The 25866-nt window shown below is 39.1% G+C and carries 19 protein-coding genes and 1 other RNA gene; 8 read left to right on the top strand and 12 right to left on the bottom strand.

Translation table 11 applies throughout. From position 1 onward, the window contains the following. Positions 1-92 precede the first annotated feature (92 nt). On the bottom strand, positions 93-1562 hold the full coding sequence (locus HXT57_RS03180) for an RNA polymerase sigma factor (RefSeq protein ID WP_415697725.1): 1470 nt from the start codon (positions 1560-1562) through the stop codon (positions 93-95). A 129-nt stretch (positions 1563-1691) separates the two neighbouring features. Next, complete coding sequence (locus HXT57_RS03175; protein ID WP_119504403.1) at positions 1692-2558, bottom strand: hypothetical protein; 867 nt, start codon at positions 2556-2558, stop codon at positions 1692-1694. Positions 2559-2752: 194 nt separating this feature from the next. On the opposite strand from HXT57_RS03175, the gene HXT57_RS03170 reads away from it, so the two are divergent. Together HXT57_RS03170 and HXT57_RS03165 are read left to right on the top strand one after the other, a co-directional pair. Continuing rightward, on the top strand, positions 2753-3859 hold the full coding sequence (locus HXT57_RS03170; protein ID WP_119504402.1) for a polyprenyl synthetase family protein: 1107 nt from the start codon (positions 2753-2755) through the stop codon (positions 3857-3859). Between the two features lie 97 nt (positions 3860-3956). Further along, positions 3957-6347 carry a Stk1 family PASTA domain-containing Ser/Thr kinase gene (locus HXT57_RS03165; RefSeq protein WP_415697724.1) on the top strand — a complete coding sequence of 797 codons (2391 nt, stop codon included), beginning with the start codon at positions 3957-3959 and terminating at the stop codon, positions 6345-6347. Between the two features lie 117 nt (positions 6348-6464). On the opposite strand, the gene HXT57_RS03160 is transcribed toward HXT57_RS03165, so the two are convergent. Then, positions 6465-7172: a lysophospholipid acyltransferase family protein gene (locus HXT57_RS03160; RefSeq protein WP_012914113.1), complete on the bottom strand. Its 708-nt coding sequence runs from the start codon at positions 7170-7172 to the stop codon at positions 6465-6467. A gap of 75 nt (positions 7173-7247) precedes the next feature. On the opposite strand from HXT57_RS03160, the gene HXT57_RS03155 reads away from it, so the two are divergent. After that, positions 7248-7916: a hypothetical protein gene (locus HXT57_RS03155; RefSeq protein WP_012914112.1), complete on the top strand. Its 669-nt coding sequence runs from the start codon at positions 7248-7250 to the stop codon at positions 7914-7916. An 84-nt stretch (positions 7917-8000) separates the two neighbouring features. On the opposite strand, the gene secA is transcribed toward HXT57_RS03155, so the two are convergent. The 6 genes from secA to HXT57_RS03125 all read right to left on the bottom strand — a co-directional run bounded on the left by secA (position 8001) and on the right by HXT57_RS03125 (position 17469). Beyond that, positions 8001-10796, bottom strand: coding sequence for a preprotein translocase subunit SecA (gene secA / locus HXT57_RS03150; RefSeq protein ID WP_119504399.1), 2796 nt, complete (start codon positions 10794-10796; stop codon positions 8001-8003). 187 nt (positions 10797-10983) lie between these two features. Then, positions 10984-11655 carry a ribosome hibernation-promoting factor, HPF/YfiA family gene (gene hpf, locus HXT57_RS03145; protein WP_004106803.1) on the bottom strand — a complete coding sequence of 224 codons (672 nt, stop codon included), beginning with the start codon at positions 11653-11655 and terminating at the stop codon, positions 10984-10986. Positions 11656-11870: 215 nt separating this feature from the next. After that, the gene (locus HXT57_RS03140) at positions 11871-13523 is read right to left on the bottom strand and encodes a recombinase family protein (RefSeq protein ID WP_050567888.1); all 1653 of its coding nucleotides are present in this window, start codon (positions 13521-13523) and stop codon (positions 11871-11873) included. A gap of 70 nt (positions 13524-13593) precedes the next feature. Continuing rightward, positions 13594-13761 carry a hypothetical protein gene (locus HXT57_RS03135; RefSeq protein ID WP_180947200.1) on the bottom strand — a complete coding sequence of 56 codons (168 nt, stop codon included), beginning with the start codon at positions 13759-13761 and terminating at the stop codon, positions 13594-13596. A gap of 17 nt (positions 13762-13778) precedes the next feature. Then, positions 13779-14726: a phage major capsid protein gene (locus HXT57_RS03130; RefSeq protein WP_421783720.1), complete on the bottom strand. Its 948-nt coding sequence runs from the start codon at positions 14724-14726 to the stop codon at positions 13779-13781. 418 nt (positions 14727-15144) lie between these two features. After that, entirely contained in the window at positions 15145-17469 is a 2325-nt protein-coding gene (locus HXT57_RS03125) for a phage/plasmid primase, P4 family (protein ID WP_421783718.1), read from the bottom strand. A 312-nt stretch (positions 17470-17781) separates the two neighbouring features. Between HXT57_RS03125 and HXT57_RS03120 the strand changes: the two genes are divergently transcribed. Both HXT57_RS03120 and HXT57_RS03115 read left to right on the top strand, forming a co-directional pair. Then, positions 17782-17994 (top strand): helix-turn-helix domain-containing protein, encoded by a 213-nt coding sequence (locus tag HXT57_RS03120; RefSeq protein WP_421783716.1) that lies wholly within the window; start codon positions 17782-17784, stop codon positions 17992-17994. Beyond that, entirely contained in the window at positions 17994-18284 is a 291-nt protein-coding gene (locus HXT57_RS03115) for a DNA methylase N-4/N-6 (protein WP_421783714.1), read from the top strand. The genes HXT57_RS03120 and HXT57_RS03115 overlap by 1 nt, the downstream gene beginning before the upstream one ends. 117 nt (positions 18285-18401) lie before the next feature. On the opposite strand, the gene msr(D) is transcribed toward HXT57_RS03115, so the two are convergent. The 3 genes from msr(D) to HXT57_RS03100 all read right to left on the bottom strand — a co-directional run bounded on the left by msr(D) (position 18402) and on the right by HXT57_RS03100 (position 21758). After that, the gene (gene msr(D), locus HXT57_RS03110; RefSeq protein ID WP_000420313.1) at positions 18402-19865 is read right to left on the bottom strand and encodes an ABC-F type ribosomal protection protein Msr(D); all 1464 of its coding nucleotides are present in this window, start codon (positions 19863-19865) and stop codon (positions 18402-18404) included. A gap of 119 nt (positions 19866-19984) precedes the next feature. Further along, positions 19985-21202, bottom strand: coding sequence for a macrolide efflux MFS transporter Mef(A) (mef(A), locus tag HXT57_RS03105; protein WP_000417519.1), 1218 nt, complete (start codon positions 21200-21202; stop codon positions 19985-19987). A 385-nt stretch (positions 21203-21587) separates the two neighbouring features. Continuing rightward, a complete protein-coding gene (locus HXT57_RS03100; protein ID WP_000873143.1) occupies positions 21588-21758 on the bottom strand; it encodes a hypothetical protein in 171 nt (56 codons plus the stop codon). Positions 21759-22338: 580 nt separating this feature from the next. Between HXT57_RS03100 and HXT57_RS03095 the strand changes: the two genes are divergently transcribed. The 3 genes from HXT57_RS03095 (at position 22339) to rnpB (ending at position 25863) form a co-directional block, all read left to right on the top strand. Continuing rightward, a complete protein-coding gene (locus HXT57_RS03095; protein ID WP_421783745.1) occupies positions 22339-24285 on the top strand; it encodes a type I restriction enzyme endonuclease domain-containing protein in 1947 nt (648 codons plus the stop codon). Between the two features lie 65 nt (positions 24286-24350). Next, the gene (locus HXT57_RS03090; RefSeq protein WP_415705298.1) at positions 24351-25274 is read left to right on the top strand and encodes an ABC transporter substrate-binding protein; all 924 of its coding nucleotides are present in this window, start codon (positions 24351-24353) and stop codon (positions 25272-25274) included. 215 nt (positions 25275-25489) lie between these two features. After that, positions 25490-25863, top strand: an RNA gene (rnpB, locus tag HXT57_RS03085) — RNase P RNA component class A. Positions 25864-25866 lie beyond the last annotated feature (3 nt).

Genomic DNA, 25866 nt, shown 5'->3' with positions numbered 1-25866 from the left:
CTTATTAAACGTACAACCGATTATTTTAAGCAATAAGTGTCGTACTATCGCAAAAGCAACAATACGACACTTTGTAATATAACTTCACACAATCACTGATCTAAGAAGTCACGCAAAGTTTGCGATCTAGAAGGATGACGCAGCTTAGACATTGTTTTAGACTCAATTTGACGGATACGTTCACGAGTAACACCATAAACGCGACCAATATCGTCTAAAGTTTTTGGCTGACCATCTTCCAAGCCGTAGCGCATCTTAATAACTCCAGCCTCCCTAGGAGCCAAAGTTTCCAAAACTTGCCTGAACTGTTCTTGAAGGAGCGAGAACGCAACAGCATCAGACGGTGCGATTGCGTCAGTATCTTCAATCAAATCACCGAACTCGGAATCGCCGTCCTCGCCCAGAGGAGTGTGCAAAGAAATTGGCTCACGACCGTATTTTTGTACTTCCTGAACCTTTTCTACTGGCATATCTAGTTCGCGAGCAAGCTCATCCGGCGTAGGTTCACGACCTAAATCTTGAAGCATTTGACGCTGAACCCTAGAAAGCTTATTAATAACCTCAACCATATGCACTGGAACTCGAATAGTACGAGCCTGATCTGCCATAGCACGCGTAATAGCCTGGCGAATCCACCAAGTTGCGTAGGTTGAGAACTTAAAGCCCTTCTTCCAGTCGAACTTTTCAACTGCACGAATCAAACCAAGGTTACCTTCCTGAATTAAATCAAGGAAAAGCATGCCTCGACCGGTATAACGCTTAGCAAGAGAAACAACAAGACGCAAGTTTGCTTCAAGAAGATGATCTTTAGCTTTCTTGCCATCTGCTGCAGCCCACTTAAGCTCACGTTTACGCTTAAACTCCATTTGATCAATTTGAGTATCAAGCAAATGCTGAGCATACAATCCAGCTTCAATACGCTCTGACAAATCAACTTCTTGCTCAGCATTAAGCAAGCTAACTCTACCTATCTGCTTTAGATAATCCTTAACAGGATCCGCAGTAGCACCTGTAGCAATTACACGACGCTTAGGATTACCAGATGGAGTTAGATTATCGTCATCGTCATCATCACGTACAACAAATGCGCCTTTTGCTTGTGGCACTTGCGGAGCATCATGCTTAATTTCGTCGTGATCATCAATTTCATCAAGATCTTCAGACTCTTCATCATCAAGATCATCTGCAACGTCAATATCGCTTAAATCGTCAACATCAGATATATCTTCTGGCTGAATATCGTCCAAATCATCAAGATTCAAATGTTCATCACCAACATCAAGATGTGAATCGTCATCTAAAGGATCGTCAATAGATAATTGATCTTGAGATTCAATGTCTACGCTATCTTCAGTTTCGTCATGTTCAGCATCAGCCGATACTGATTCAGTATCAATCTTGTTGTCTTCAGTTTTCTTTGAGCGAGAACTGCGCGTCTTGCTATCAGCTGACGAAGTTCGAGTACTGGTTTTACGCGCAGCGCTAGCCTTGCGAGTTTTTACAGGCTTAGTATCATCTTGCATTTCGTCGCTGTCGACCGTTAATCCAACTTCACTCGTCAAACTGTTCCTCCTGTATTATCCCCTTGTAACGCATATAGGCATAGTTCATGCAAGGGCAAGTTTTACCTTAAGTAGTAAACCATTTAAGCAAGACGATTATTCCACAACTAATTTTTGCGGCGTGGCGAATTATTCAATCCATGCTGGCTCAAGACCATTTTCGAATGCTCCACACACTATTTTTGCCATAGAACAATCAGGATCAATGCGCAATGCACAATCACAATAATATTTTACTTCTCCGAGCCTAAACCACCAGCTGATATAAGCTAACAAAGCGTAAACTTGCACAGATAATTTTGGAATGCTTCTAGTAATAATAGCCATAGATTTTAAAATTTTGCACGCGAAAATAGCTCTCTTTATATCAGGCTTATTATTTGTTTGAGTGAATTTTGCTTCTAAACAATGCCGCAAATTACGAGATACTTCAGGTGTATGAGGGCACCAAGCAAATTCCGACAAAGTTTTTTCGTCATACCATTCTTGATTTTCATCCAGAATAGAAATAAGCATTGCATCACGAACATTAATATTATGCAACATTGCTATTGGCAGATTTACTAAATCATATCCAAACATTTTTTCATCGTAAGCAAACATGTTGTACCATCGCATAAGTGCTCTGCTTGCAATATCTCTAATCGCATATTGCTTGCCATTTTGATTAACATTTTCTATAAAAGCTTCCGAAACTGCCGGAACCCAATATTCTAATCCTTTAATCCATTGCGCACTATCACTACAGTTGTTGTAAATATATTCCTTAGAAAAAGTCATAAAAAAGCTGCACTCTTTGGAAGGATATATAGTACCATTAATATCTGAAATTTCTCTTCCAGCAAAGCTTTCAAAATCTTCTGAACCTGCAAAATCTAAACAACCATTAAAAGAATTAGCACTTTCACCATAAATTTGCATAAGACTTTGCATATCAAAGTCATCAATACAATTATGCGATATCTTCGTTTTCAAATCATCCTCTACAATTTCCATGCATACTCCCCCTCATTTTTTACATGATTTTTTATTTTGATAATCAAACTATGCAATAGCATTTTTGATATATTGAAGTTTCTCAAGATATGAGTCAGCATTCAATAAAAAACTATTTCCGTGGTGAAAAGCTTATTAAACCATAATAATAACTGCGTTTTGTAATGTTCAGCCCTGTGGATAACTTTCATAATATGAGCACATTTATAGGCAACAATTACAGTCTTAACGATATTGAATCTAGAATTACTTTTTTAATTTCTCAGCAATTTAATACTGGATTAGAAAATAATCTTTCATCCACATGTGCGCAAATACTACAGCAAGTAATAAAGCAAGCTATTGTTTCAAGCGAAGGCGGAAAACGTCTTAGAGCTCTTCTTACGATTTCAGCATTTTACGCTGCATCAAAAGAAACCAATATTCAAAAAATCCATGAACAGTCTGTATTTGACATAGCTTGTGCTCTAGAAGTATTTCAAACAGCTGCATTAATTCATGATGATATTATTGACGAATCTTATTTAAGACGTGGAAAGCCTAGTGCGTATTGTGCATTAAGTAAAGCTTGCAATAATAAGCATATTGGCACAGGCTTAGGTTTAATGCTGGGAGATCTACTTGCCACAGAAAGTTTCGATATTGCAAGAAATTGTGCGAAGAATTTTACTTATGGCGAGGAATTGTTAGCAGCATTTGCGTCTATGCAAAGAAATGTTGGTATTGGTCAAGTATTGGATTTGTCAATAGAAATGATGCAACTAGATAATCCAATACAACTTGCGGAATCATCTTTGAATGTTTTTAGATGGAAAACAGCCAGTTACACTACTGTTGCTCCATTAACTCTCGGCTTTCTTGCAGCAAATATGCAACCAACTGAAGCATACAATCTTGCTAATTCTATTGGCAATTCGTTAGGTGTTGCTTTCCAAATTGCTGATGATTTGCTTGATATTGTTTCAGATAGCAAAATTACAGGTAAGCCTATTGGCGGTGATATTAGAGAAGGTAAGCGTGCAGTTCTTCTTGCAGATGCTTTGCAATACGGAAACGATAACGAAAGAGAAATACTATTAAAAGCTTACACGAGTAGTACTCGAAGCGAAGATGATGTAAATAAAATAATACAGATTTACCATACTTCTGGTGCTATTGAAAAATCAAAAAAGCGAATTGAGAATCTGTGGAATGATTCACAACAAGCAATCGAATCAAGTACATTGAGCGACAGTGGAAAAGCTATTTTGCATGAAATTAGCAAACGATTTATACCTGAAGCATGGCGTAATGTACAATAATATTTAGCAAATAACGCTCGAAATTAGCTTTCTTTACTATCTTGCTTGTACACTCGTAAGTAGTAAAAATGGTTTTACGCGTATAAGGATTGTGACAATGGATGAAGCTACGCAGGCGCAGCCAGGTATGCGCATTGAAAATCGCTATCGCATTGTGCGCAAAATAGCTCAGGGTGGCATGGCTACTGTGTATCAAGCAGAAGATGAACGCCTTGATAGACCTGTAGCAATTAAAATCATGCACACTCAACTTGCTCAAGGGGTGCATCGCCAGCAATTTATTGCTAGATTCCGCAGAGAAGCGACTTCTGCTGCAGCAATTGCAAATCCACATATTGTACAAGTTTATGATACAGGCGAATATGACGGGCTCGATTATCTCGTAATGGAATATGTTCATGGCGTTAATTTGCGTTATGAAATGAATATGCAAGGCACATTCAGTGTGCGAGATACGCTGCGTCTACTTGCAGAAACTTTGGATGGTCTCGCTTCTGCACATAATGCTGGAGTTGTACATAGAGATATTAAGCCGGAAAATATTTTAATTAACGATCGAGGTCATGTTCAAATTACTGATTTCGGTTTAGCTAGAGCAATTTCGCAAGCAACACTATCTTCTACAGGATTACTTCTTGGCACAGCAGCTTATCTTGCTCCTGAACTTATTGAGCATAATCTTGCAACTCCTCAAGGTGATTTGTATTCAGCAGGCATGATGGCTTGGGAAATGCTTGCAGGAAGAGTGCCTTTTACTGCAGATAATCCTGTTACGCTTGTTTTCAAGCATGTGCATGAAAACACTCCTTCAATTGCTACAGCTTGCCCTGGAATTAGCGAAAAAGTTGCACAATTCATAGCAAACCTCACTGCTCGCGACATGAACGAACGACCTAAAGATGCAAGTGAAGCATTAGCAACATTACGTGCACTTTCTACACAATTAAACTCTGAAGATTGGCAATACAAAGCAGAAGAACCACAAGAGTTTTCAGAAGAAACAGACTTTTCTCCTATTAATAATTTGCGTGTTTCCCCTGAAGCAAATTATTCGGACAAATTGAATCCTAATAATGACTCAGATGCTACACGAGCAATAAATACTTCAGGCTCTAATTTTTCTGCTAATTCCAACTCTTTATTGCAAAATGCTACAGACGAAACTGTTGCAATACCTAGAGATAATTCTGTAAGTGAACTCGATTCACACACAAATAATGATTTACATAATCCTGAAGTCAATAATGTAGCAATAGACAATTCACTAGCGAAGTCCGACAGTGCTTTCGATACGAACAATCTTCAAAAAACACAAGCTATGCAATGGAGTGCTGCTAATGCAGAAGATGTGTCATACAATTCGCAAGATAATCCTTTAGAAGAATTTGACGATAGCAATATGCCAACAATTGCTATTAGCTCTCGCAATTTTAACAACAACTTAAATGCAGCAAAACCGTTTGGCATATCAAATAAGGCAAAAAACTTAGCAAACAAGCCTAATCGCTCTTCTAAAAAGCGTGTTTTCCTTATTGTAGGTTTAAGCGCAGCTGGAGTATTGACAATTGCTGCTATTGGTGGTTTTTGGTATTTCTTAGGTCCTGGCAGTTATTGGACGCTGCCTAAGCCCGACGACCTTCAATGCAAAAATTATGCATCTTGCAAAATAACTGATGTCAATTGGCAACAATATGAGCACACGCTTAAAATTGCTGGAATTCCTTACAAAGTTTCAAAAGATTATAGTGACGATGTGCCAGAAGGAAAAGTAGTTTCAACAAATCCTGATGTCGTCGGCAGCCATATTCAAAAGCACAATAATAGCACTCTTAATGTTGTGATTTCGCGTGGAATTCGTAAGGCTACAATCCCGGACGATATTACAGATCCAAAGACTTACAATGGCAAAAATCCTTTGAAAACATTGCGTAAAGCAGGATTTACTAACATTGTTCACGATAAGTCAGGAGACACGTATTCTATAGACATACCAGCTGGCAGCTTAATTGATATTAACCCTAAACCTGGCACACGCATGAACCATAACGAAGAAGTAAGTGTTTTACTTTCCAAGGGACCTAAGCCTGTGCAAATGCCAGATATTGTTGGGAAAACAAAGAGTGAAGCTGACTCAGCTTTAACTGACGCTAAGCTGGATGTAAAGTACGAAGAAGAAAATAGCGATACTGTAGCAAAGGGTAAGATTATCCGCGCTTCCGTTGAAGCTGGTTCTGACTTACATTGGGGCGATAGTGTTAAAGTTGTTGTTTCTAAAGGTCCAAAAACTGTTACATTGCCAAACGTTTGCGGAAAGAACAGTGATGAAGCTAAAAGGATTATTGAAAATCTAGGACTGAAAGTTCGTATTTCTGCTCCACTTGGTGATTTAATGCACGTAGTGCGCTTCCAATCCCCTGGAGCTGGAAGTGAAGTACCATTGAAGGATTCTAATGGAAATCCTTCTATTATCACTCTTACAGTAATATAAGCGTGTTTTAAGTATTATAAAAGCGGCGGAAGCTAAATAACTTTCGCCGCTTAAATATTTGAATATAAATAAAATTTAAATATCTAATAACGCTAGCCTAATAGCATTAGAATTATATTATTTATTTTCATTACTTTCTTCACGTTTTTTACGCATACGTTCTTTTACAGTTTGAGCATATTCATCAACGTATTCTTGACCACTCATTTGCTGAATAGACTTAGTTACTTTATCTGTAATTTCACGTAAACGCTCGTGGGTAATCTCGCTTTCGTCACAAACACGCTCTACTTGAATAGGCTCGCCATAAATTGCCTTAGTTTTACCTTTTGCAGGAATAACTTGACCATGCACTTGCAATTCTCTAGTTCCAATAATTGCAACTGGTATAATCGGGCAACCTGTTTCAAGAGCAAGACGTGCAGCACCAGTATGACCGCGATATAAACGACCGTCTGGACTTCTTGTACCTTCAATATGAATACCAAAAAGCTGACCTTTTTCTAATATTTCACGAGCATGATTCAAGGCGCCAAGCGATTTTGCGCCTCCAGAACGATCTACAGGAAAAACGCCAACAGAAGTAAACCACCACTTCTTGAAACGACCCTTTAAACCTTTGCCTTCAAAATATTCTGCTTTACCCATAAAGTGAATCATACGAGGACAAGTCAATGGCAGAAGCGCGTCATCAATAACAGCAAGATGATTTGCAGCAATAATAGCTCCACCCTTTTTAGGTACATTTTTAACACCTTGCGCTGATGGATGAATCCTCATGCAGGCAATACCCCCAAGTCCCTTCACGAAGAACCAGTACAACATACCATATCCTTTCTTGCAAGTCCAATTTCGAACATTTTAAGCATAGAATCAGGAAGACTTGCTACAGTATAGTTCATGACTTCTTCTAAGAATACCAACGACCCTCGCCGTGATGACGAGTTAACGTCAGAATCATTAAAGAATAATCAAAAACAAAACAATAGAAATTTTGATGATGATTGGTCATCTTTTATTGCAGAGCATTCTGACGATATGAATGATATTGCTAATTCACGTAGCGCAAAAAGCTTTGAAAAGCACGCTCAGAAAGAAGAAAAAAAGAAAGAACGCAACAGTATAGCAAGCGATAATAATTCTAAAAATCAAAAAAATGCTATAAAAAATAAATTTAGCTTAAAAAATCTAAGCAGCCATAAATCCTATATTATTCCTACTAGAATGCAAGACCCTCACACGATCATAACTGCTAAAGGTCCTCGTGATAACGCACGCACAAGTTGGCTTGATTTAGATAAGACTATGGAAGACTATGGAGATGATTTTGTGCCCCCAAATCCACGATTTTATAACGTATCTTTAGTTAATGTAGTTTTGTGGATTCTATTTGTTATAGGTATCTTCGGTGTTATTGTAAGTGCTTTTATTCCTGCTATAGCAAACATTGTTGGTATTATATGCGGCCTATTAATGCTACTTAGTGGAGCAGGATTACTTATGAATCGCAAAAAACCTGATCCGTATAAAGAAGATTACAGCGATTATGGAGATGGTGCTCGAGTATAGCTAATAATCAATCGAATATAATAAAAAGGCGGCATGATTATAATCACACCGCCTTTTATTTATTTTACTTAGCAAGCTTTCAAGTTACTCAGCTTCATTTCCAGATTCGTTTTGACCATGGCAAAGCTTGTACTTACGACCAGAACCACATGGGCACTCTTCATTCTTATTTGTTCCTGGGAATGTACGACCATCAGACCATGGAGTCTTCCATTCTTCATTCTTTGGTCGCATGCTCAACGGAACATCTCCCTCAGCATGACTCAAAGGTGCAGGACCAACAATACCAGCAGCCTGATCTTCAGCATCTACCTCAGACGAAGCTTGTGCAACATCTTCATCAAGCTCATCGTCAGAAGAAATATCTTCAGTAGAAGCAATCTGATTGATATCAATGTGGAATAGAAGCTGAATGCTTTCTTCCTTAATTGCCTCAATCATCGAATTGTACATCTGGTAGCCTTCACGCTGGTATTCAACGAGCGGATCACGCTGACCCATACCACGCAGACCAATACCATCCTTCAAATAATCCATCTCATAAAGATGTTCACGCCACTTGCGATCGAGAACAGAAAGAACAACGCGACGTTCAATTTGACGAAGTGGATCAGCGCCGAGACGATCTTCGATGAGAGAGTAAACCTTTACTACACTGTCGACAATCAAATCACGCAAAGCAGAAACAGCTTTTTCGCCCTTAAGATTGATAATCGTTTCACGCACCTGATCCCAATCAAGAAGTACAGGCATTACAGAGTTAAGAGCATCTTTTAAGCCGTCCAAATCCCAATTCTTTGGCTTATCAGAACCGTTCATTGCGCCACGCACATAACTTTCTACGGTGTCACTGATGAACTTCAAGATGTCCTCGTGAATATCTTCACCCTTAAGAACCATCTGACGCTCTGCATAAATCACAGTACGCTGCTTATTCATAACATCGTCATACTTCAAAACGTTCTTACGCATTTCAAAGTTACGAGCTTCAACAGTCTTCTGTGCCGTGCGCACACCGTTAGAAACGTACTTAGACTCAATTGGTTCGCCTTCTGGCAATCCCTTAGCCATAACACGAGCAACAAGCTGAGTGTTGAACAGGCGCATCAAATCATCTTCCAAGCTTAAGTAGAAGCGGGACTCGCCAGGATCACCCTGACGACCAGAACGACCTCGAAGCTGGTTATCAATACGACGAGATTCGTGACGCTCAGTACCAAGCACATACAAGCCACCAAGATTCTTAACTTCTTCGTGCTCGTCCTTAACTTGCTCTTTAACTTCAGCTAAAACGCCTGGCCAACGCTTCTCATACTCTTCAGGAGTATCGTCTGGAGAATATCCTTCAGCCTTCAACTTAGCATCTGCAAGGAACTCAACATTGCCGCCGAGCATAATATCGGTACCACGGCCTGCCATGTTAGTAGCAACAGTTACAGCACCCTTACGACCTGCAACAGCAACAACAGCAGCTTCCTTAGCATTCTGCTTAGCATTCAAAACCTGGTGAGGAATGCGAGCAACGTCAAGAAGCGAAGAAAGAATCTCAGAAGATTCAACAGAAGCTGTACCAAGCAACACAGGCTGACCCTTTGCATGGCGCTCAGCAACATCTCGCACAATAGCAGTAAGCTTTTCTTTCTTTGTGCGGAAGATCAAATCGTCCTTATCTTTACGAATTACTGGACGGTTGGAAGGGATTGGAAGAACACCAAGCTTGTAAGTTCCCATGAACTCTGCAGCTTCAGTCTCAGCAGTACCAGTCATACCAGCAAGCTTGTCGTACATGCGGAAGTAGTTTTGCAAAGTAATAGTAGCAAAAGTCTGATTTTCTGCCTTGACTTCCACGTTTTCCTTAGCTTCAATTGCTTGATGCAAGCCCTCGCTATAACGACGACCTGGAAGAACACGACCAGTATGCTCATCGACAATCAAAACTTCGCCGTTTGTAACAACATAGTCACGATCTAGAAGGAAAAGCTCCTTAGCTTTCAAAGCGTTATTCAAATAGCCAATAAGAGCTGTATTGCTTGGCTCATAAAGGTTATCGATGCCCAAGTAATCTTCAATTTTTGCGATGCCAGGATCAAGAATACCTGCGGTTTTCTTCTTTTCATCAATCTCGTAATCAACATCGCGAGTAAGCTTCAAAACAAGCTTTGCAAATTCACGATACCAATGAGTTACATCACCTTCAGCAGGACCTGAAATAATAAGTGGCGTACGAGCCTCATCGATAAGAATGGAATCGACCTCATCGACAATTGCATAGTGATGACCGCGCTGCACAAGCTCGCTCTTTTCCCACGCCATGTTATCACGCAAGTAATCGAAGCCAAACTCATTATTTGTACCGTAAGTAATATCAGCATTGTATTGCTTACGACGCTCTGGCGGCTGCTGGTCTGTAATAATGCATCCAACACTCATGCCAAGGAATCTATAAATACGACCCATAAGCTCGCTCTGGTAGCTAGCAAGGTAATCGTTGACTGTGACAACGTGCACACCTTTGCCTTCCAAAGCATTCAGATAGCTTGGCAAAGTAGCAACCAATGTTTTACCTTCACCAGTTTTCATTTCTGCAATATTGCCCCAATGCAATGCAGCGCCACCCATAAGCTGCACATCAAAATGACGCTGGCCAAGCGTACGCTTTGAAACCTCTCGCACAGTAGCGAAGGCTTCAGGCATCAAATCATCAAGCTTTGCACCATTGTCTAAACGCTGCTTGAATTTAGCAGTTTGACCCTTCAATTCTTCATCGGAAAGCGCGGAAATTTCATCTTCCAACGCATTCACAGCCTTTGCTACGTTCTCAAGGCGCTTCAATTGATGGCCTTCACCCATACGCAAGGCTTTATCGACGATATCTACCACGTTTTGCTCCCTTAGGTCATGTCTATGACGACGGCCTAGCCAACATAGACGTAAACTGTGCCTATATTACGCGACGGCTACGATTTTTATAAGTTAGCGAGTCTGATTACTACATAAAAATGCCCGCCCAACATTGTGCTAGACGGGCATGCGCACTTATTCGCGCATTTTAGATGTGTTTTAATTATTACTTTTGCTTAGCAACATTTTCAGGTGTATCAATTTCAAATACGCCATAGCTCCAACCATGTCTGCGATATACTACAGATGGTCTCATAGTTTCTTTGTTTACGAACAAGAAGAAATCATGCCCGATAAGCTCCATCTCATACAAAGCCTCATCTATGCTCATAGGCTCTGCAATATGTAACTTACGACGAATCACAATAGGAGTGTCGCCAACACTTACTTCCACAGATTCACCAGGACCTAAATCGGAAGCAACAGCAGCATCTGCGCTATTAACCTCATTTTCTTCTGGCTCTTCAACAGTAGTCTCAATCTCAGGCTCTACAGCACCCATGTCTACAGGAGTCATTTCCGTATATCCACGGCGATGATCCTTACGACGATCGCGAGTGCGACGCAAACGAAGCGTCAACTTATCAAGCGCCATATCTAATGCACTAAATTGATCAGTGCTAGAAGCTTCTGCGCGAATCACTGTGCTTCCTGCAACAACAGTAATTTCAACTCGCTTTGCTGTGTCAGCCTGCCTTGGATTGCCTTCATGAGTCAACACGATTTGCACGCGCTGCGCATCAGGCGCAATGGCGGTCACACGATTCATCTTACTTTCTACAACGTCACGGAACCTTTGATTAATCTGCGTATGACGACCAGTAATGACGATTTCCATGCGAAACCTCCCCATATAGACTCGAACCTTAAGCTCGATTTGTACAACCCGACTGCCACGATGCCGTCGGTTCTTCTATTATATCTGCTAAATCCATACAAACCTAGCGATTTATTAAATTAAAATAAAAAAATTAACGTTGGGTGCGTTCACTTAGGGATTTAATTCCTAAAAAATTATCGGCGTAATCGGTATTACTACCGGCTACGCCGATTTTACTTATGGAGTGGAATATCAACTGCACCTATGTAATTCCACTGTATCCATATGGTTTGTTTCTTGGTTCTTGTACCTGCTACCTTTTCAGATTTTTCAACATAAATCTTATCTACAAAAGTTCGAATGATCTCTGCATTAAGTTCTTGTATATCTGTGTATTGTCGTACTAATTTCAAGAAAGAATCTACGTTGAGACATTCCTCTTGCGCTTTAGAAATAAAGGCTTCAAGGGATTCAATCTTGCTTTTCAGTTCAGCTTGTTCCTTGTCGTAGGACTCAGACATGCTCTTAAATCGTTCATCAGAAATTTTACCGTCTAAGTTGTCTTCATAGAGATGCTGAACAATTGTGTCAAGTTTGCTAATTCTTGCTTTTGCTTGCTCGAGTTCCCTATTAGAGGACTTTAACTTTTGGGTTAGTTCTTTCTCGCTTTTCTTCATCACAAGTCCCACGAACTCTTCTTCGTGCTGTTTGGCAAATGAAGTAATAGTTCTAAGCTCGTGAAGCAGTATTGCTTCGATCTGAATATTTCTAATTTGATGTGATGAGCATTTGCCTTTTTGCTTACGATAGGTAGCACAGACAAAGTATTCTTTATCATGGCTCCAATCTTTTCCTCGAACCTGATAAAGCTTGTTACCACAATCCGCACAAAATAGCATTCCTGATAACACTGGCATTTCTCCAAGATTGGCACGCACTCGTCTACCATCTCTTATACGTTGAACAATATCAAAAGTTTCCTGGTCAATAATTGCTTCGTGTGTGTTTTTGAAAATTAGCCAGTCTTCTTTGGGATTCAATAATGTTTTCTTGCACTTGTACGATTTCTTTCTTGTTTTGAAATTGACCGTATGCCCAAGATATTCTTGCTTTTCAAGCATATTAGAGATAGTTTTTTGATTCCAGACTCCCTTAATCTCCGATTTCGCGGAAGGAATTTTAATACCAAGAGAGAAAAAATGCTCAGAAGGTGTTGGAATATTCCTTTTGATTAGCTCATTGGCAATCTGGCTAGGCCCATACCCATTAACGCAGAGTCTAAAGATTTCACGCACTACACTGGCAGCTTCTTCATCTACAATCCAATGATTTTTATCTTCAGGATCCTTAAGATATCCGTAAGGAGGATTGATGCAGAGCGGCTTCCCACTTTGTCCTTTTGCTTTAAACACAGCTTTTATTTTTCTGCTTGTGTCTTTAGCATAAAACTCATTGAAGATGTTGATGAAAGGTGTCATGTCGTTGTCTGACTGATTATTGCTATCTACGCCGTTATTTATTGCAATAAAGCGAATATCAGCGTTAGGGAATACCATCTCTGTATACATACCAACTTGCAGATAATCTCTACCCAAGCGTGACATGTCCTTGACGATAATGGTTCCAATCTTTCCTTCGTCAATGAGAGCAGTTAATTTAAGCCAATCAGGTCGCTGGAAATTAGTACCCGAGTAGCCATCGTCTACAAAGAACATAAGATTGTTGAAATGATTGTCCTCGGCATACTTTTTCAGCATGCTCTTTTGATTGATGATGGAATTGCTGTCACCTTGTAATTCATCGTCTTTGGATAAACGGCAGTAAAGTGCCGTTATCTTGCCTACATTATCTAGAGTATAAGAAGGCTGTCTATTTAGTTTATTCATCTGTTTTCCTCCTTTCCGACAGCCTTCAAGCGGTCAGTATATATTCCCGTATAACTCAGAATTTATCAAGTTATTTAGCTTCTATTACATGGTTTAAATTGCTTAAAATAAGGTGTTTGATTAGGTCTTTGACACCTTTCTTAGCACTCTTGCTTTCAAGAGAGTGAACCGTAAATTCAGTATTTCCGATTCTTAACACTTCGGTTTTTACCGGTGTATCCTTAATTTGTTCATCCATGCATTTTGACCTCTTTTTTAAGAAAGTTGCAATACTTTAATTGCTTCAGGATGTACCAGTTTCCCATCCAAATACTCAAAAGAGAGGTAACCTATCTGGTCTATAAGAGAAAATATTTCGTTTAGAACCTTGATGGTTGGGTTATGGCGTTCGATAATCCAATAGTTGGAAAAATCACCAAAGGCGATAACTTTTGCTCCCTTTTGAGAAGAAGGCATGGCATTGTCAATGACCACAGGTCTGCCCATTAAGTTGCCATCAAAATCAGGTAGGATATATGATCCTGTAGTGTCCTTTAAGGTTTGAAGATAAAGAGCAGTTTCATCATTCATAAGCCACGTGGCATTTTCTCGATACTTACTATCTAGCGAGAAAAATAAACGTTTGATGGTATCTGCGGAAATCTCTTTTGCTTGCACAGCAACCTCAGCACCTGATGTATCTGATAAAATTCCTGTCGGCTTAGTTATCCCATCGCCATTTATAAAAGCTTCCGACTCACTCAATGTAAATTGCTTTGTCAGTTCGCTTGTGATGAACTCTTCAATATCAAAGTCAAGATCAGCTGTAAAATCCGTACCCAAACGAATAAGGTTAACTAGGGTATAATCCGTTACATCAATACGCTTAAAGCCATCTTTAATAGGCATATGCGTCATGATATTCGCATCATAATCTTTCATCCATTTAGTGAACGGTGTACCTTCATAGATGAACAATTTGCTTGATTGCGAGTGTGCTTTTACCACTGTACACAGTTTTCTAAGATTACTTTTGTTTGCAAGTTTTGCTTCGAGTTTTGCTAGAGAAGAAGTCGGCAAATCATAGGCATCCGTATAATGGTGGCGCAGCTTTTTTTCAATATTATTCGCATTACCATTTGCATTGCGCAATACGTTCCAAAACGTGCTGTGGTAGTCCTGACTTGCTAGTTTCATTTCTTTTTCAATATCTCTGTTAATCATAATCGTTAGTTCCTTTCATTACTGTTTTCTGCAATTGCTGCAGTAATTTGCTTGATTTTGCCCATTTACCCTTTTGAATTCGCTGTTTTTGCACGCAAGACCCTGCGCCCGTTCCCGAAGGGGTACTCTTTAGAGATTTGACCCCCCCTAGGGGGTTAGGTTCAGAAAGTAGTATGCGAATAAATTTCCAACAGCACAGTATCTAGGCAGGTTTTCTTTCTTCAATGTTGTCAAAAAACTGAAATCATTTCAGTATTTTGATTTGTGCATGATAGTATTTCTTCTTCATGTTCAACACAGGTTTGCGATACGAATTACGCAATCATAGGCACCACCTCCTTAAACGTGGCATGATGTGGCAGTTAAATTTCGTTATTGCCTTATAGGGTTATATGGGGATATAGGTTATTAACTGCCACTAGTTGCCACTTAAAAAATCGCTAAACTCACTTTTAAGCCTGTAGCCTTTAAGAAGCGTGGTTTTTTCTCCGCCTGTATTGGGACGCTTTCTTACAACCTCGGCAAATTTTCTTAATTCCTGATTGAAGTTCCTGCTGTTCTCAGAAAAACAGCCGTTATCAATGCACCACTTCTTGTAGTGGTCGTATACAACTGCCGTTCGAATCTCAGAGCTCTGGTCTTTAACGAGTACATCTTCAGCAAACTGTGCCATCTTGTCACTGTCATGGGCATAACTAAAAATGGCATCAAGAACGCTATTAGGCGGCTTAAAGCCTTCATCTCGGAGGCTGGTAAAGCCTTCAAGAAGCCAGTTTAAAATGGCACTTTGCACCTCTTTTTTAGAAAACTCCGCCTTCAAGGTTTTATCCTGTTCCCACGCTTCAAAATGCCTGTTAAAGGGAATAATCTGCATGCGGTCGCTACTAAACACTGTCATATCGCTGATGACGGGCAGATAATTGGTGTTCACGTACAGTTTGAACTGTGGCTTAAAGTCAAAGCTGTTCTCATGCAGGAATCGAGCGTTTAAGGTATCACTTCCCGTCATGTATTTAACTTGGGCTGAATTAAGGAATAGTCCTCGGCTCGGCTCAGATATATTGGCAAAGCGAACACCGGCAAGGCGTGCTACATCCTCGGTTGGCTGTGAGCTATTAGGGTTCTTCTTTAGAGCAATGGTTTCCGCGCGTACCGCTTTTCCGTAATCGCCCATCACAGACAGAACGCTTTCCATGAGTGTGCCTTTACCGTTTCTTGTGCTTTCTCCAAAAAGAAAGAACATGCACTCATAGCGTGTATCACCGCTTAACGCATAGCCTAATGACTTTTGAAGATACAAGGCTTTCTCACAATCTCCGCTCATAATTTCATCGACAAACTGGCGAAAACGTTCACTTCTTGCCTTCGGGTCATAAAACACAGGTGATACTTTGGTAATAAGATCTGTTGCTAAGTGCTTGCGAAACACACCGTGCTGAAGGTCTAAAGTTCCGTTTTGGCAGTTAAATAGATAAATGTTCTTATCGAACGCTTCCATCGAAATGGGGTAAACGCTTTGAGCTTCCTTGATATAAATCTCACGGTTACGACGGCTGCTCCATTTGTTCCAATACTCAACAAGCATGGAACGGGTTCTCTCGTCTTTAATGGCACCAGCATAACGTATAAGAGAAAGAGCTAAATCCTTGCATAGTTCCATCGTTTTAAGCGTTCCAATATCGCAAGTCCAACGTACACCATCGAAGATGAACCACATCTTGCGCTCCGGTACATAGTGCAGAATGTTTTGGAAAATATCAGCAAACAATCTGCCATTACCTAAATCACCGTTGCGATATCGGATATTTTCATCAGGCTTTAGTTCCTGTAATTTAGATAAGAGATCATCAAAGTCTTCCTCAGCACTTGCATTATGGAAAGGCTCATAGAACGTATGACATTTAGAAACAGCTTTCTGAATGGTTGTGTTGCCATAAGTATCCGCGCCACGGTGTTCATCCCACTTAGGACGGAATAAAGCAGACTTACGAAAAAGTCGGTCTATTTGCTCCTTGTTGCCGCCACAGTAAAAGGCAAGAATAGACACAAGCGCTGCATCCGCTTCGCTATGAGAAGGGTAAGCTGAAATGTCACCATGCCAAAGTGCTATAAATTTAGCTCCATTTACGGCGTTGCCAGCTTTTTCAATAACAGATGTATCGCTTAAATATGACCTTGCACACACGTTATTTTCTTTTTCATGAGTGTTTATGTTTCGCTTCATGTACGTGTCTAAAAGCCACATGATGGCTTCATCGTCTTCTAAAAGCTCGCCTTCCTGATACACGTCGCCCGTAACTGTTAGATAGCGATTCGTAGCTAGAGCGCTGTAAACCTCAATATCCCCATGCTTGATGTAATAAGCTGTTTTATCGTATGCACCATTAAACAGAAGCAGGATATGAAAGCCATGCTTACTTGGGCTGTATTCGATATAAGCGTGCTTGAAACGGGAAATAATCTCTTTTGCCCAGTATTTAATGATGCCATTATCGATGCAGTGATCTAAATCGATACCTAAGAGGTTATCAACAAGCTTTATCCCAATCCCGTCGTATTGGTCTTTGACGTTCAAGACGGCATCAAGCGAGGTAAAATCGCTTAAGTTGTCTGTAGCTGCTTTCTTTCCCGTTATGGGATTATAAGGCGGCTTAGTGAGCCTACCGTTTTCTTGCTGCTCGTACTTCCATGAACAAAAGATATTCTTGTTCTTTAGTGCTTTTGGCAGTTTCTCTAGATCCATATTTGATCCTCCTTTTCTAGAAGGCTTATCCCTTCTACATCACAGGCAAAAGAAAAAGCCGACTTTTTAACCTGTCTTAAAAAAGTTTTTTTGGTCTTCTACTTGGTAGCCATGAAAGAGGATGTAATCTGACGGTTTTATAAAAAATTTTTGACAATAAAAATCTCCTAAGCATTCATTAGGCATTTGCCTTGAATGAATAGCAAAGGAGACTTTTTTTAATCTGCCTTATTCCGGTGCTATTGGTTCTTTATATCGTTGATATACTCACAGAATCGTGATAGCATAAATTAAGAAAATAAGGAGGGAATTATGGCTGTTAGTTACAAAAAACTTTTACATCGCATGATTGAGGAAGATATTTCCAATCAGGACTTAATGAGAATGAGCAATATTTCCGCCAACATTATTACGAAACTACGCACTGGGCAATATATATCACTGGAAAAAGTGGAAGGCATATGCACGGCTTTACACTGCACGCCCAACGATATTTTGGAATTTACAACGGAGGATGAAAAATAATGGTTAATAATCAAAAACTGGAACTTACGTGGCTTGGTAAGGATAAAGAAATCAAAATAGAGCCTAGGATTCTAGTTGAAGATAAAGAAAAATCAAACTGCAAAAATGATCCTAATACAGAAAACATGCTCATACATGGAGATAACCTACTCGCACTAAAAGCGTTAGAAAACAAATATGCAGGTAACCGCGATCACTTCTTCATATTTGAAGTAAGTACCGTAGATGAGAATCCGCTAATCTATCATTATACATATAAGAAAACTACAATATATTTAGCAGAAAAATAGGAGCAGTTCAATTGACTGTTCCTATTTTTAATATTCATAAAATCTAAAGTCTTTATACTCTTTAACAATGGAGTCGCCAACCAGAACAGACTATACTGACCAGCGACTACCTTAAATTTAATGTTTCAGATTTATTTTCTTATCTCTAATTTCATAAACTACATCTGCTACATTTTCGAGTAATCGTTTATCGTGGGTGATAAACACGATAGTTCCGGTGTACTCCTTCATTAGTATTTCCAAAGCCTCTAAACTTGGTATGTCAAGGAAGTTACTGGGTTCATCCATTATTAGGATGTTATATCTACCCATGAGCATTTTAGCAAGCAACAATTTTATAATTTCTCCACCGCTTAAAACAGATAAACTTTTTCCAATATCGTTCTGTTTGAACCCCATAGATGCTAGCACTGAACGAATTTCTGATATATTGTAGTCACAATCCTTCTGCATAAACTCCATAACATTCTGATTACTGTTGTACTTGTAACCATTCTGTGCAAAGTAACCTATTTTTGCCTTAGGCGAAATAGAAATTCCTTCTTCATGGTTTAAGATCATTTGGATTAAAGTTGTTTTTCCGATTCCATTACCACCAGTTAACGCCACTTTTGCTCCTAACGGAATTTGAAAAGATGCATTTTCAAACAGAGCCTTATCCCCAAATACTTTATTAATTTCTGCACCGACTATAGGGTATGGATTATGGAGCTCCAATGCTTTACTTTGCCTGAAACGAATTCTGCGAATGCCTTCCGGAGCTTCTACTTTTCCTAAGGCCGCAATCCTGTGCTCTAGGGTTTTAGCAGCATTATACATCTTTTTTTCCTTACTTCCTATTGATTTTTGATGAGCTAAACGCCCTCCGTCTTCAGTACTTTTTTTCTTTGAAGAACCTTTTGCCTTCTGTTCTATTTTACGAGCCTGTTTTCGCTTTTCCTCCGCAGCCCTTTCCAATCGGGCACGTTCCGCAATAAATTGTTCGTATTCTGCAGCTTGGCTCTTACGTTCTTCCTCTTTCTGACGAAGATAATCAGAATAGTTTCCCCAATACTCAGTGATTTTGCCATCTTTCAGTTCCCATATTTTATCTACTATTTCATCAAGAAAATAGCGGTCATGGCTAATAACTAACAGTGCACCTGTAAAATATTTTAGCTGTCCTATTAGAAAATCAATTCCTTCACGGTCTAAATGGCTCGTAGGTTCATCCGCTAAAATACCATGAACCTGTGCCGATAAGGCCTGTGCTATTTTAAGCCTTGTTTCTTCACCACCGCTCATAGTCTGTATATTTAATTGCTCAACACCTAGCTTGCCTACAAGTGCAAAATCTTTTTCCTCCTGCAGAGTTACTTCGTCCAACTGGGGAATATAGGCAAGTTCACCCAGACGATTCATTTTACATCCTGGGGGAGTTAATTCTCCTAAAAGTACCCTGAGTAAAGTGCTTTTTCCAGCACCATTTGCTCCTACTAAACCAATACGGTCATAATCATATACTTCTAATTCATTTATATCTAAAACATCGCGTCCTTTGAATTCCACACGAATGTCTTTTGCTTTTAATATTAATTCCATAACATTTCCTCCTGTCTATAATCGCATGCTTTCATTTGCTTGTATGCAGGGAAAACCCTGCGATTTTAGCAGGAAGAGTTACATGAAAATAAGATACATAAATATTCCTCCAATATTGTTTATTTTAAATCTAATTTTCTAACCTCAGTTATCATTTGGCAAACTATAGCAATGCCAATAATTAAAATACCTGATAGTAAAAACCAATGATTTACACCGATTTTATCAGCAAAGAATCCAGAAAGAATTAACCCAATTGGCATAGCAAGTGACATGATACTTCCGATCAAAGAAAATACACGTCCTAAATATTCAGGCTTAATTTTCTCCTGAAAAAGAGCTGTTTGCACACCGCTATAAAATGGCACCGAAAGCCCCATTATTGCACAGCAAACTACGAATATTACAAATCCATTTGGAGGAAGTATTCCCGAAACGGCTAAACTGGTCCCCATTATAAAAAATGAACTTGTTATTAGTAATACATGCTTTTCGAAGCCCCCTAATCTTCCTAATAATAAGCCTCCTGCTAGCATCCCAAATGCAAAGGAAATTTCCGTAATAGAAATATGCACAGGCGTTCCATTAAAGTGTTCCATGCTTATTAAAGGAAATAGTGCATTGATTGGCATATAAACAAAAGTATATAGTGTTCCTAAGAGTAATAAGGCAAACAATCCTTTGTTTTGTCTCAGAACCACAACTCCTTCTTTCATCTCCCTTATGAAATTTGGTTCTAAACTTTGCACTTGATTACCCAGCTTAGGTATACGTACAATTGCTACCGTAATAGATGCAATCACAGCACCCAATACGTCGATGGCAATAATAGCATTTAAATCCCAAACGGAGTATAAGAGTGCTGCAACTGCCGGACTAACAATATAGCTTATAGACTGCAAAGACTGACTATAGCCTGCGCATTTCGTTAGCTGTTCTTCTGGTACTAAAAGTGGTGTAACCGCATTGAGTGCTGGGGTATGAAAAGCTGTTCCAATGCTACGGATAAACAATACTATCATAATCATCCAGACAGGTAGCTCCATACAGAATGCAACAATAGCAAGCACTGCACCAGCTGCTGCGATAATTAAATCGGCACCAATCATTATCTTCTTCCTATCATGACGATCCACTAGCACACCAATGGCAGGTCCCAAAATCGCATAGGGTAAAAAACCTACTAATGAAGCCATAGACAAGACCATCGCAGATCCTGTTTTTTCTGTAAGGTAAAAAATAATCGCCATTTGCAGGATGGCACTAGTGATTAATGATACTGCTTGCCCTGCCCATATTGCATAAAATTTTCGTTTCCAATTGTTGTATTTTTCCATTTATATTATCTCCTGCATATTATTTTGCTTGAATTTCTATTTTGAATAGCATTCTAGGCAATAAAAAATGCAGGCCAAACCCCACAATGTGGCTTTTGGTCTGCATACATACAATTTGGAAACATTCATATTAAAGACATAGTTAAATAAAGGTATAGTTAAATAACCAATATCCTCACCGTAACTAATGAATGCTCAATATCGTATAAATAAGCACAACAAAAAAGCCTATCATCGGGTATAGATTCTGCTTTTTTTATTGCCAGCTTATCTTAAACGCATTGAGGCTGTCATAGTTTCGGTTCCTCCTACATCTTTGTTTATATCAATTTATAGTATAACACAACAAGATGATATGTTCAATATAAAAGTTATGGAATGAGACTCATACTTCCAATTCGATGCCAGATTTAAAGGATATGACGAAGTTTTCTTCATAGACTGTAACGCTCTGGATTATCTTCCTTAGTAGCAAGCGATTAGCTTTCACAAAATCTTCTGTTTGTAGTTTTAAAAATTCATCAGGATTTTCTAACTCAACCTCAAAATATTTCATTTTACATTCCCTCATTTCATTTATTGATAAATTGAGTTTGCAAAAAAGAGTGGACAATTTTTGTCTACTCTTAACCTTTAAAATAGTTTTTTTTTAATCGATTTGAAGTTGCCTAAATTATTACTTATTCGGTAAAATGAAGTATTGCTTTCAACAGATTTCCTTCAACTACACTTCACTTGATTCAAACAAGGTGGGTACATTTCTATTCCCACAAACTCCTTGTCAATGGAAACAAACACGTACCCACAGGGTAAATGGAAATAGAAACTGATAATTTCTAGCTATCACTTCTACTCATTCCAAAAATTTTCTCACTCTGATACTTACCCACCATAAAGCAAAAAGCCTTGCAATCAAGGCTTTCATTATCCCTTTCGTTCAAAGGTTTCTAAGCTTTTACGAGCAGAGCGACACACTCAGCGGTTCGCTATCTCCGTTCTGTCTGCGTGCTAGCACTTGTCAATCACGGACAGCTATCGCATGGGCGGAAGTAAATGCTAATCTTCGTCGTTTTACTCCTTGACTAGCAAACTTACCGCCTCAACATGCTACGTTTGTAGGTTTCACAGGAACTCCTATTGCCGAAACATATCAGACCTTTGGTCAGGAAATTGATAGATACACTATGGATCAGGCGGTCGCAGATGGACTAACTGTTTCTATTAAGTATCATCCTCGTATTGCCAAGGTGTTACTTGATAAGACCAAAGCTAAAGAAATTGAAAATTACTATAAAAAGTGCGACGATGATGGTGCAACGTATGATGATATTGAAGCCAGTAAACGTGCAATGAGTTCTATGGAAGTTATCCTTGGCGAGCCTTCTCGCTTGGAGAGGCTTGCTATAGATATTCATGACCATTATATTTCATCTTGTGATAGTGACCCAGATAGAATTCAGAAAGCAATGATTGTCTGCTCTAGCAGAAAAATTGCATATTCACTTCTTTTGAAATTCAAGGATAAATATCCGGAATGGTTTGAAGAAAAGAAAACTCCTGACGGAGTTACTGCAACAGATGAAGAACTTAAAGAATTAAAGCCTATGCCATTTATGGCTATGGTATCGAGTGTTGGAAGTAATGATGAAGCTGAGATGTATAACTATCTTGGTGGCGTTAAAAATGATAAACGTTGCGAAGAACTGGATGCAGCCTTTAAACAGGAAAGGTCTAATTTCCATATTGTTATCGTAGTTGATATGTGGATTACGGGATTTGATGTTCCGTCACTTACATATTTATATAACGATAAGCCTTTGAAGAAGCACTTGCTGATTCAAACTATCAGTCGTGTAAACAGAAAATATCCCGGCAAAGAATATGGTATGGTTATCGACTATATTGGCATTCGCGATAATATGCGTGAGGCCATGAAGGTTTACGGTGGTGATACATCAGTTGCTCCCACATCGGATGATGTTGAGCAGGCTACCTCTGCATTCAGGGAGGAGCTTGAAATACTTAAAGCACTGTTTACAGATTATGACTTAGCGCCATTCCTTAATCCGAAATGTGACCCTGTTGAAAGATATAAATTACTTTCCAAAGCCGCTGAGTATGTCTTTACATCAGCACAGGTCTTGCAGACAGAAGGAAACGGAAAAACTAATCAGGTCTCGTTTAAGACATATTTCTTAAAGTCTGTTAAGAGAATGAGAAGTGCTTTTGATATTTGCCAACCTTCTGGGAATCTGGGCGAAGAAGAATCTGCGCTTGCACAGTGCTTTATGGCTATAGCAGGTTTCGTTCGTAAAATGAGCGGAACCAGCGATGTTGATGCTGAAACTATGAATCTTGTGGTATCAAAGATGGTTGAAGAGGCATTAAAATACAATAAGGTAGAAAGTGTTCTTGAAAGTGGCGAGGAAGAAGATATCTTCTCTCCTGAATATTTTGAAAAATTATCAGATGTAGAAATGCCTGCTACAAAGTTAGAATTACTTATCAAAATGCTCCGTAAGCAAATAAAGGAATATGGCAGGGTCAACCAATTAGCAGCGAAATCTTTCCAAGAAATGATTGAAAAGACTATTGATGAGTACCATGAAAGACGTAAGCACCTTACTGCTGAAGAAGCCGGGGCAACACAGGAAGCTGCCTCAGAAGATATTATTAAGGCTGCAACTGAACAAGCTTTAGTGATACTTCGTCAGATGAACGAAAATCGTGAGAGTTTCCGTAAAATAGGATTAACCTTTGAAGAAAAGGCATTCTATGATATTTTGATTGCTCTTCGTGACCAATATAAGTTTGAATATGGCATTGACAAAGAAGTTAACGGTGTTGTGGTAAACGATAAATGCAAGACACTTGCTAAAAAAGTTAAGGAAATAATAGATACCGAGTCTTCATTTGTAGACTGGCTCAACAATCAGAATGTGCGTAATCAGTTAAAATTGAAGATAAAGATTTGTTTGGTTAAGAACGGCTATCCGCCACAGTATAGTCCTGAAGTGTTCACAAAGGTTATGGAGCAGGTAGAAAATTTTGAGGAGCATTCTGAAACAACTTCAGAAAGTTAGGTTATTCCTTTTCCTTATTGCTTCTATGTGAAGAACTATGATGTTTGCTGAGAATAGTGCCCCATATGGCAGAAAGAAAGATGGTGAATAACATGGGAAGTATTGTTTTAGAATTACAGAATGAAATTGTGTCATCAAATTGCGATGTTGTTAATATATTACGCAAAGCACATTTGATTGCATCAAAATTAAAGCTTAATGATTTTGATCAATGGATTAAACACGAATTAAATGGTTATCCTGACCAAGAATCTTGCCCTGAGTATAGAAAGGTTCGTGGAAGTTTAAAAACTTTCAATCCTTATCGCGGTTGGATTCCAACCTCAATACAGGATAATGAAGTCGAAAAAAAGATTTGTGAAAGAAAGTTAGTAAATTCAATTTCTGAAATCATTTCTTTATGTCAGTCCTCAGGAAATGTATTAACTTTAGATTTTTCAGGCGAACAACTTGCATTGTTTGATAAAATGGCTGATTCGCTGCTTCCAATGATGTATGCATTACATATACCTACAACTGCAGTTAAAGACATTGAAGAAAAAGTAAAAAATACTATTTTAGAATGGACATTGAAATTAGAATCGGAAGGTATTGTAGGGGAAAATATGGTTTTCTCTAAGACTGAAAAAGAATCCGCAGTGAACATGCCACAAACCGTGAATAATTATTACGGAAATACAAGTGTGATCAATTCACCATCCGATAATGTACAGATAGTGTCTGGAAGTGAGAATACAGTTACATTTTCCTATGATAAAGTTAAGGATGTAGTTGATGCCGTTGAAAAAAGTATTAGTGAATCTGATTTATCAAAAGAGGATATAGAAACAGCAACAGAATTATTAGCTGACATCAAATTAAAAATTGAAGAAGAGAAGAAACCGCATATTTTAAAATCAGCATTGGTCGGACTAAAAGACTTTTTAATCAATACAGGTGCCGGCGTTACTGCAGGGGTAATACAAGCTAAAATACAAGGTTTGTTCTAAAAAAATCTCCCATACCATTTCGTTACTTGAGAATAATAAAACGACCATACAGAGTATTTCTACTCATGTATGGTCGTTATTTCTTATGTTCCCGCTTAAAGGCTTTCAGTCGGTTTTCTTTTAATCCCTTACTGAACACTCCTTTTATTACGGAATTTCTTATAAAATAACGAATTTTTTACGATATTAATATCATCTGCTATAATTGGGAAGGTTGAGGTTTCACGATGGCCGCGGTCACAATGTTCATTCGGAGTGGCTGAGGAACTTCCGGGCTCCACAGAGCACAATGGCGGATAACGTCCGCCCAGGGCGACCTGAGAGATAGCGCAACAGAGAATAGACCGCCTGAACGTTTCGTTCGGGTAAGGGTGAAACGGCGGTGTAAGAGACCACCGGACTTCTGGTAACAGTAAGCCGCATGGCAAGCCTCATTGGGAGCAAGGTCAAGCAGAAGACGCTTTAGAGCTGCTCGCTCAAGTCTTCGGGTAGACTGCTAGAGTTTGGCGGTAACGTCAAATCGAGATGGATGGCCATCCGCATGCACTTGTGTATGCGACAAAACCCGGGGTATGTGAAACCTCATCAACTC

The organism is Gardnerella sp. KA00771, assembly GCF_049244045.1.
GTDB classification, from domain to species: Bacteria; Actinomycetota; Actinomycetes; order Actinomycetales; family Bifidobacteriaceae; genus Bifidobacterium; species Bifidobacterium swidsinskii.
The sequence above is the reverse complement of the archived record's forward strand: the minus strand, read 5'-3'. Positions and strand labels throughout refer to the sequence as shown.

Coding starts and splice junctions, on each gene's coding strand:
- HXT57_RS03175 (WP_119504403.1), bottom strand. CDS start 2,558: ATGGAAATTGTAGAGGATGATTTGAAAACGAAGATATCGCATAATTGT.
- HXT57_RS03170 (WP_119504402.1), top strand. CDS start 2,753: ATGAGCACATTTATAGGCAACAATTACAGTCTTAACGATATTGAATCT.
- HXT57_RS03165 (WP_415697724.1), top strand. CDS start 3,957: ATGGATGAAGCTACGCAGGCGCAGCCAGGTATGCGCATTGAAAATCGC.
- HXT57_RS03160 (WP_012914113.1), bottom strand. CDS start 7,172: ATGTTGTACTGGTTCTTCGTGAAGGGACTTGGGGGTATTGCCTGCATG.
- HXT57_RS03155 (WP_012914112.1), top strand. CDS start 7,248: ATGACTTCTTCTAAGAATACCAACGACCCTCGCCGTGATGACGAGTTA.
- hpf (WP_004106803.1), bottom strand. CDS start 11,655: ATGGAAATCGTCATTACTGGTCGTCATACGCAGATTAATCAAAGGTTC.
- HXT57_RS03140 (WP_050567888.1), bottom strand. CDS start 13,523: ATGAATAAACTAAATAGACAGCCTTCTTATACTCTAGATAATGTAGGC.
- HXT57_RS03135 (WP_180947200.1), bottom strand. CDS start 13,761: ATGGATGAACAAATTAAGGATACACCGGTAAAAACCGAAGTGTTAAGA.
- HXT57_RS03130 (WP_421783720.1), bottom strand. CDS start 14,726: ATGATTAACAGAGATATTGAAAAAGAAATGAAACTAGCAAGTCAGGAC.
- HXT57_RS03125 (WP_421783718.1), bottom strand. CDS start 17,469: ATGGATCTAGAGAAACTGCCAAAAGCACTAAAGAACAAGAATATCTTT.
- HXT57_RS03120 (WP_421783716.1), top strand. CDS start 17,782: ATGGCTGTTAGTTACAAAAAACTTTTACATCGCATGATTGAGGAAGAT.
- HXT57_RS03115 (WP_421783714.1), top strand. CDS start 17,994: ATGGTTAATAATCAAAAACTGGAACTTACGTGGCTTGGTAAGGATAAA.
- HXT57_RS03100 (WP_000873143.1), bottom strand. CDS start 21,758: ATGAAATATTTTGAGGTTGAGTTAGAAAATCCTGATGAATTTTTAAAA.
- HXT57_RS03090 (WP_415705298.1), top strand. CDS start 24,351: ATGGCAGAAAGAAAGATGGTGAATAACATGGGAAGTATTGTTTTAGAA.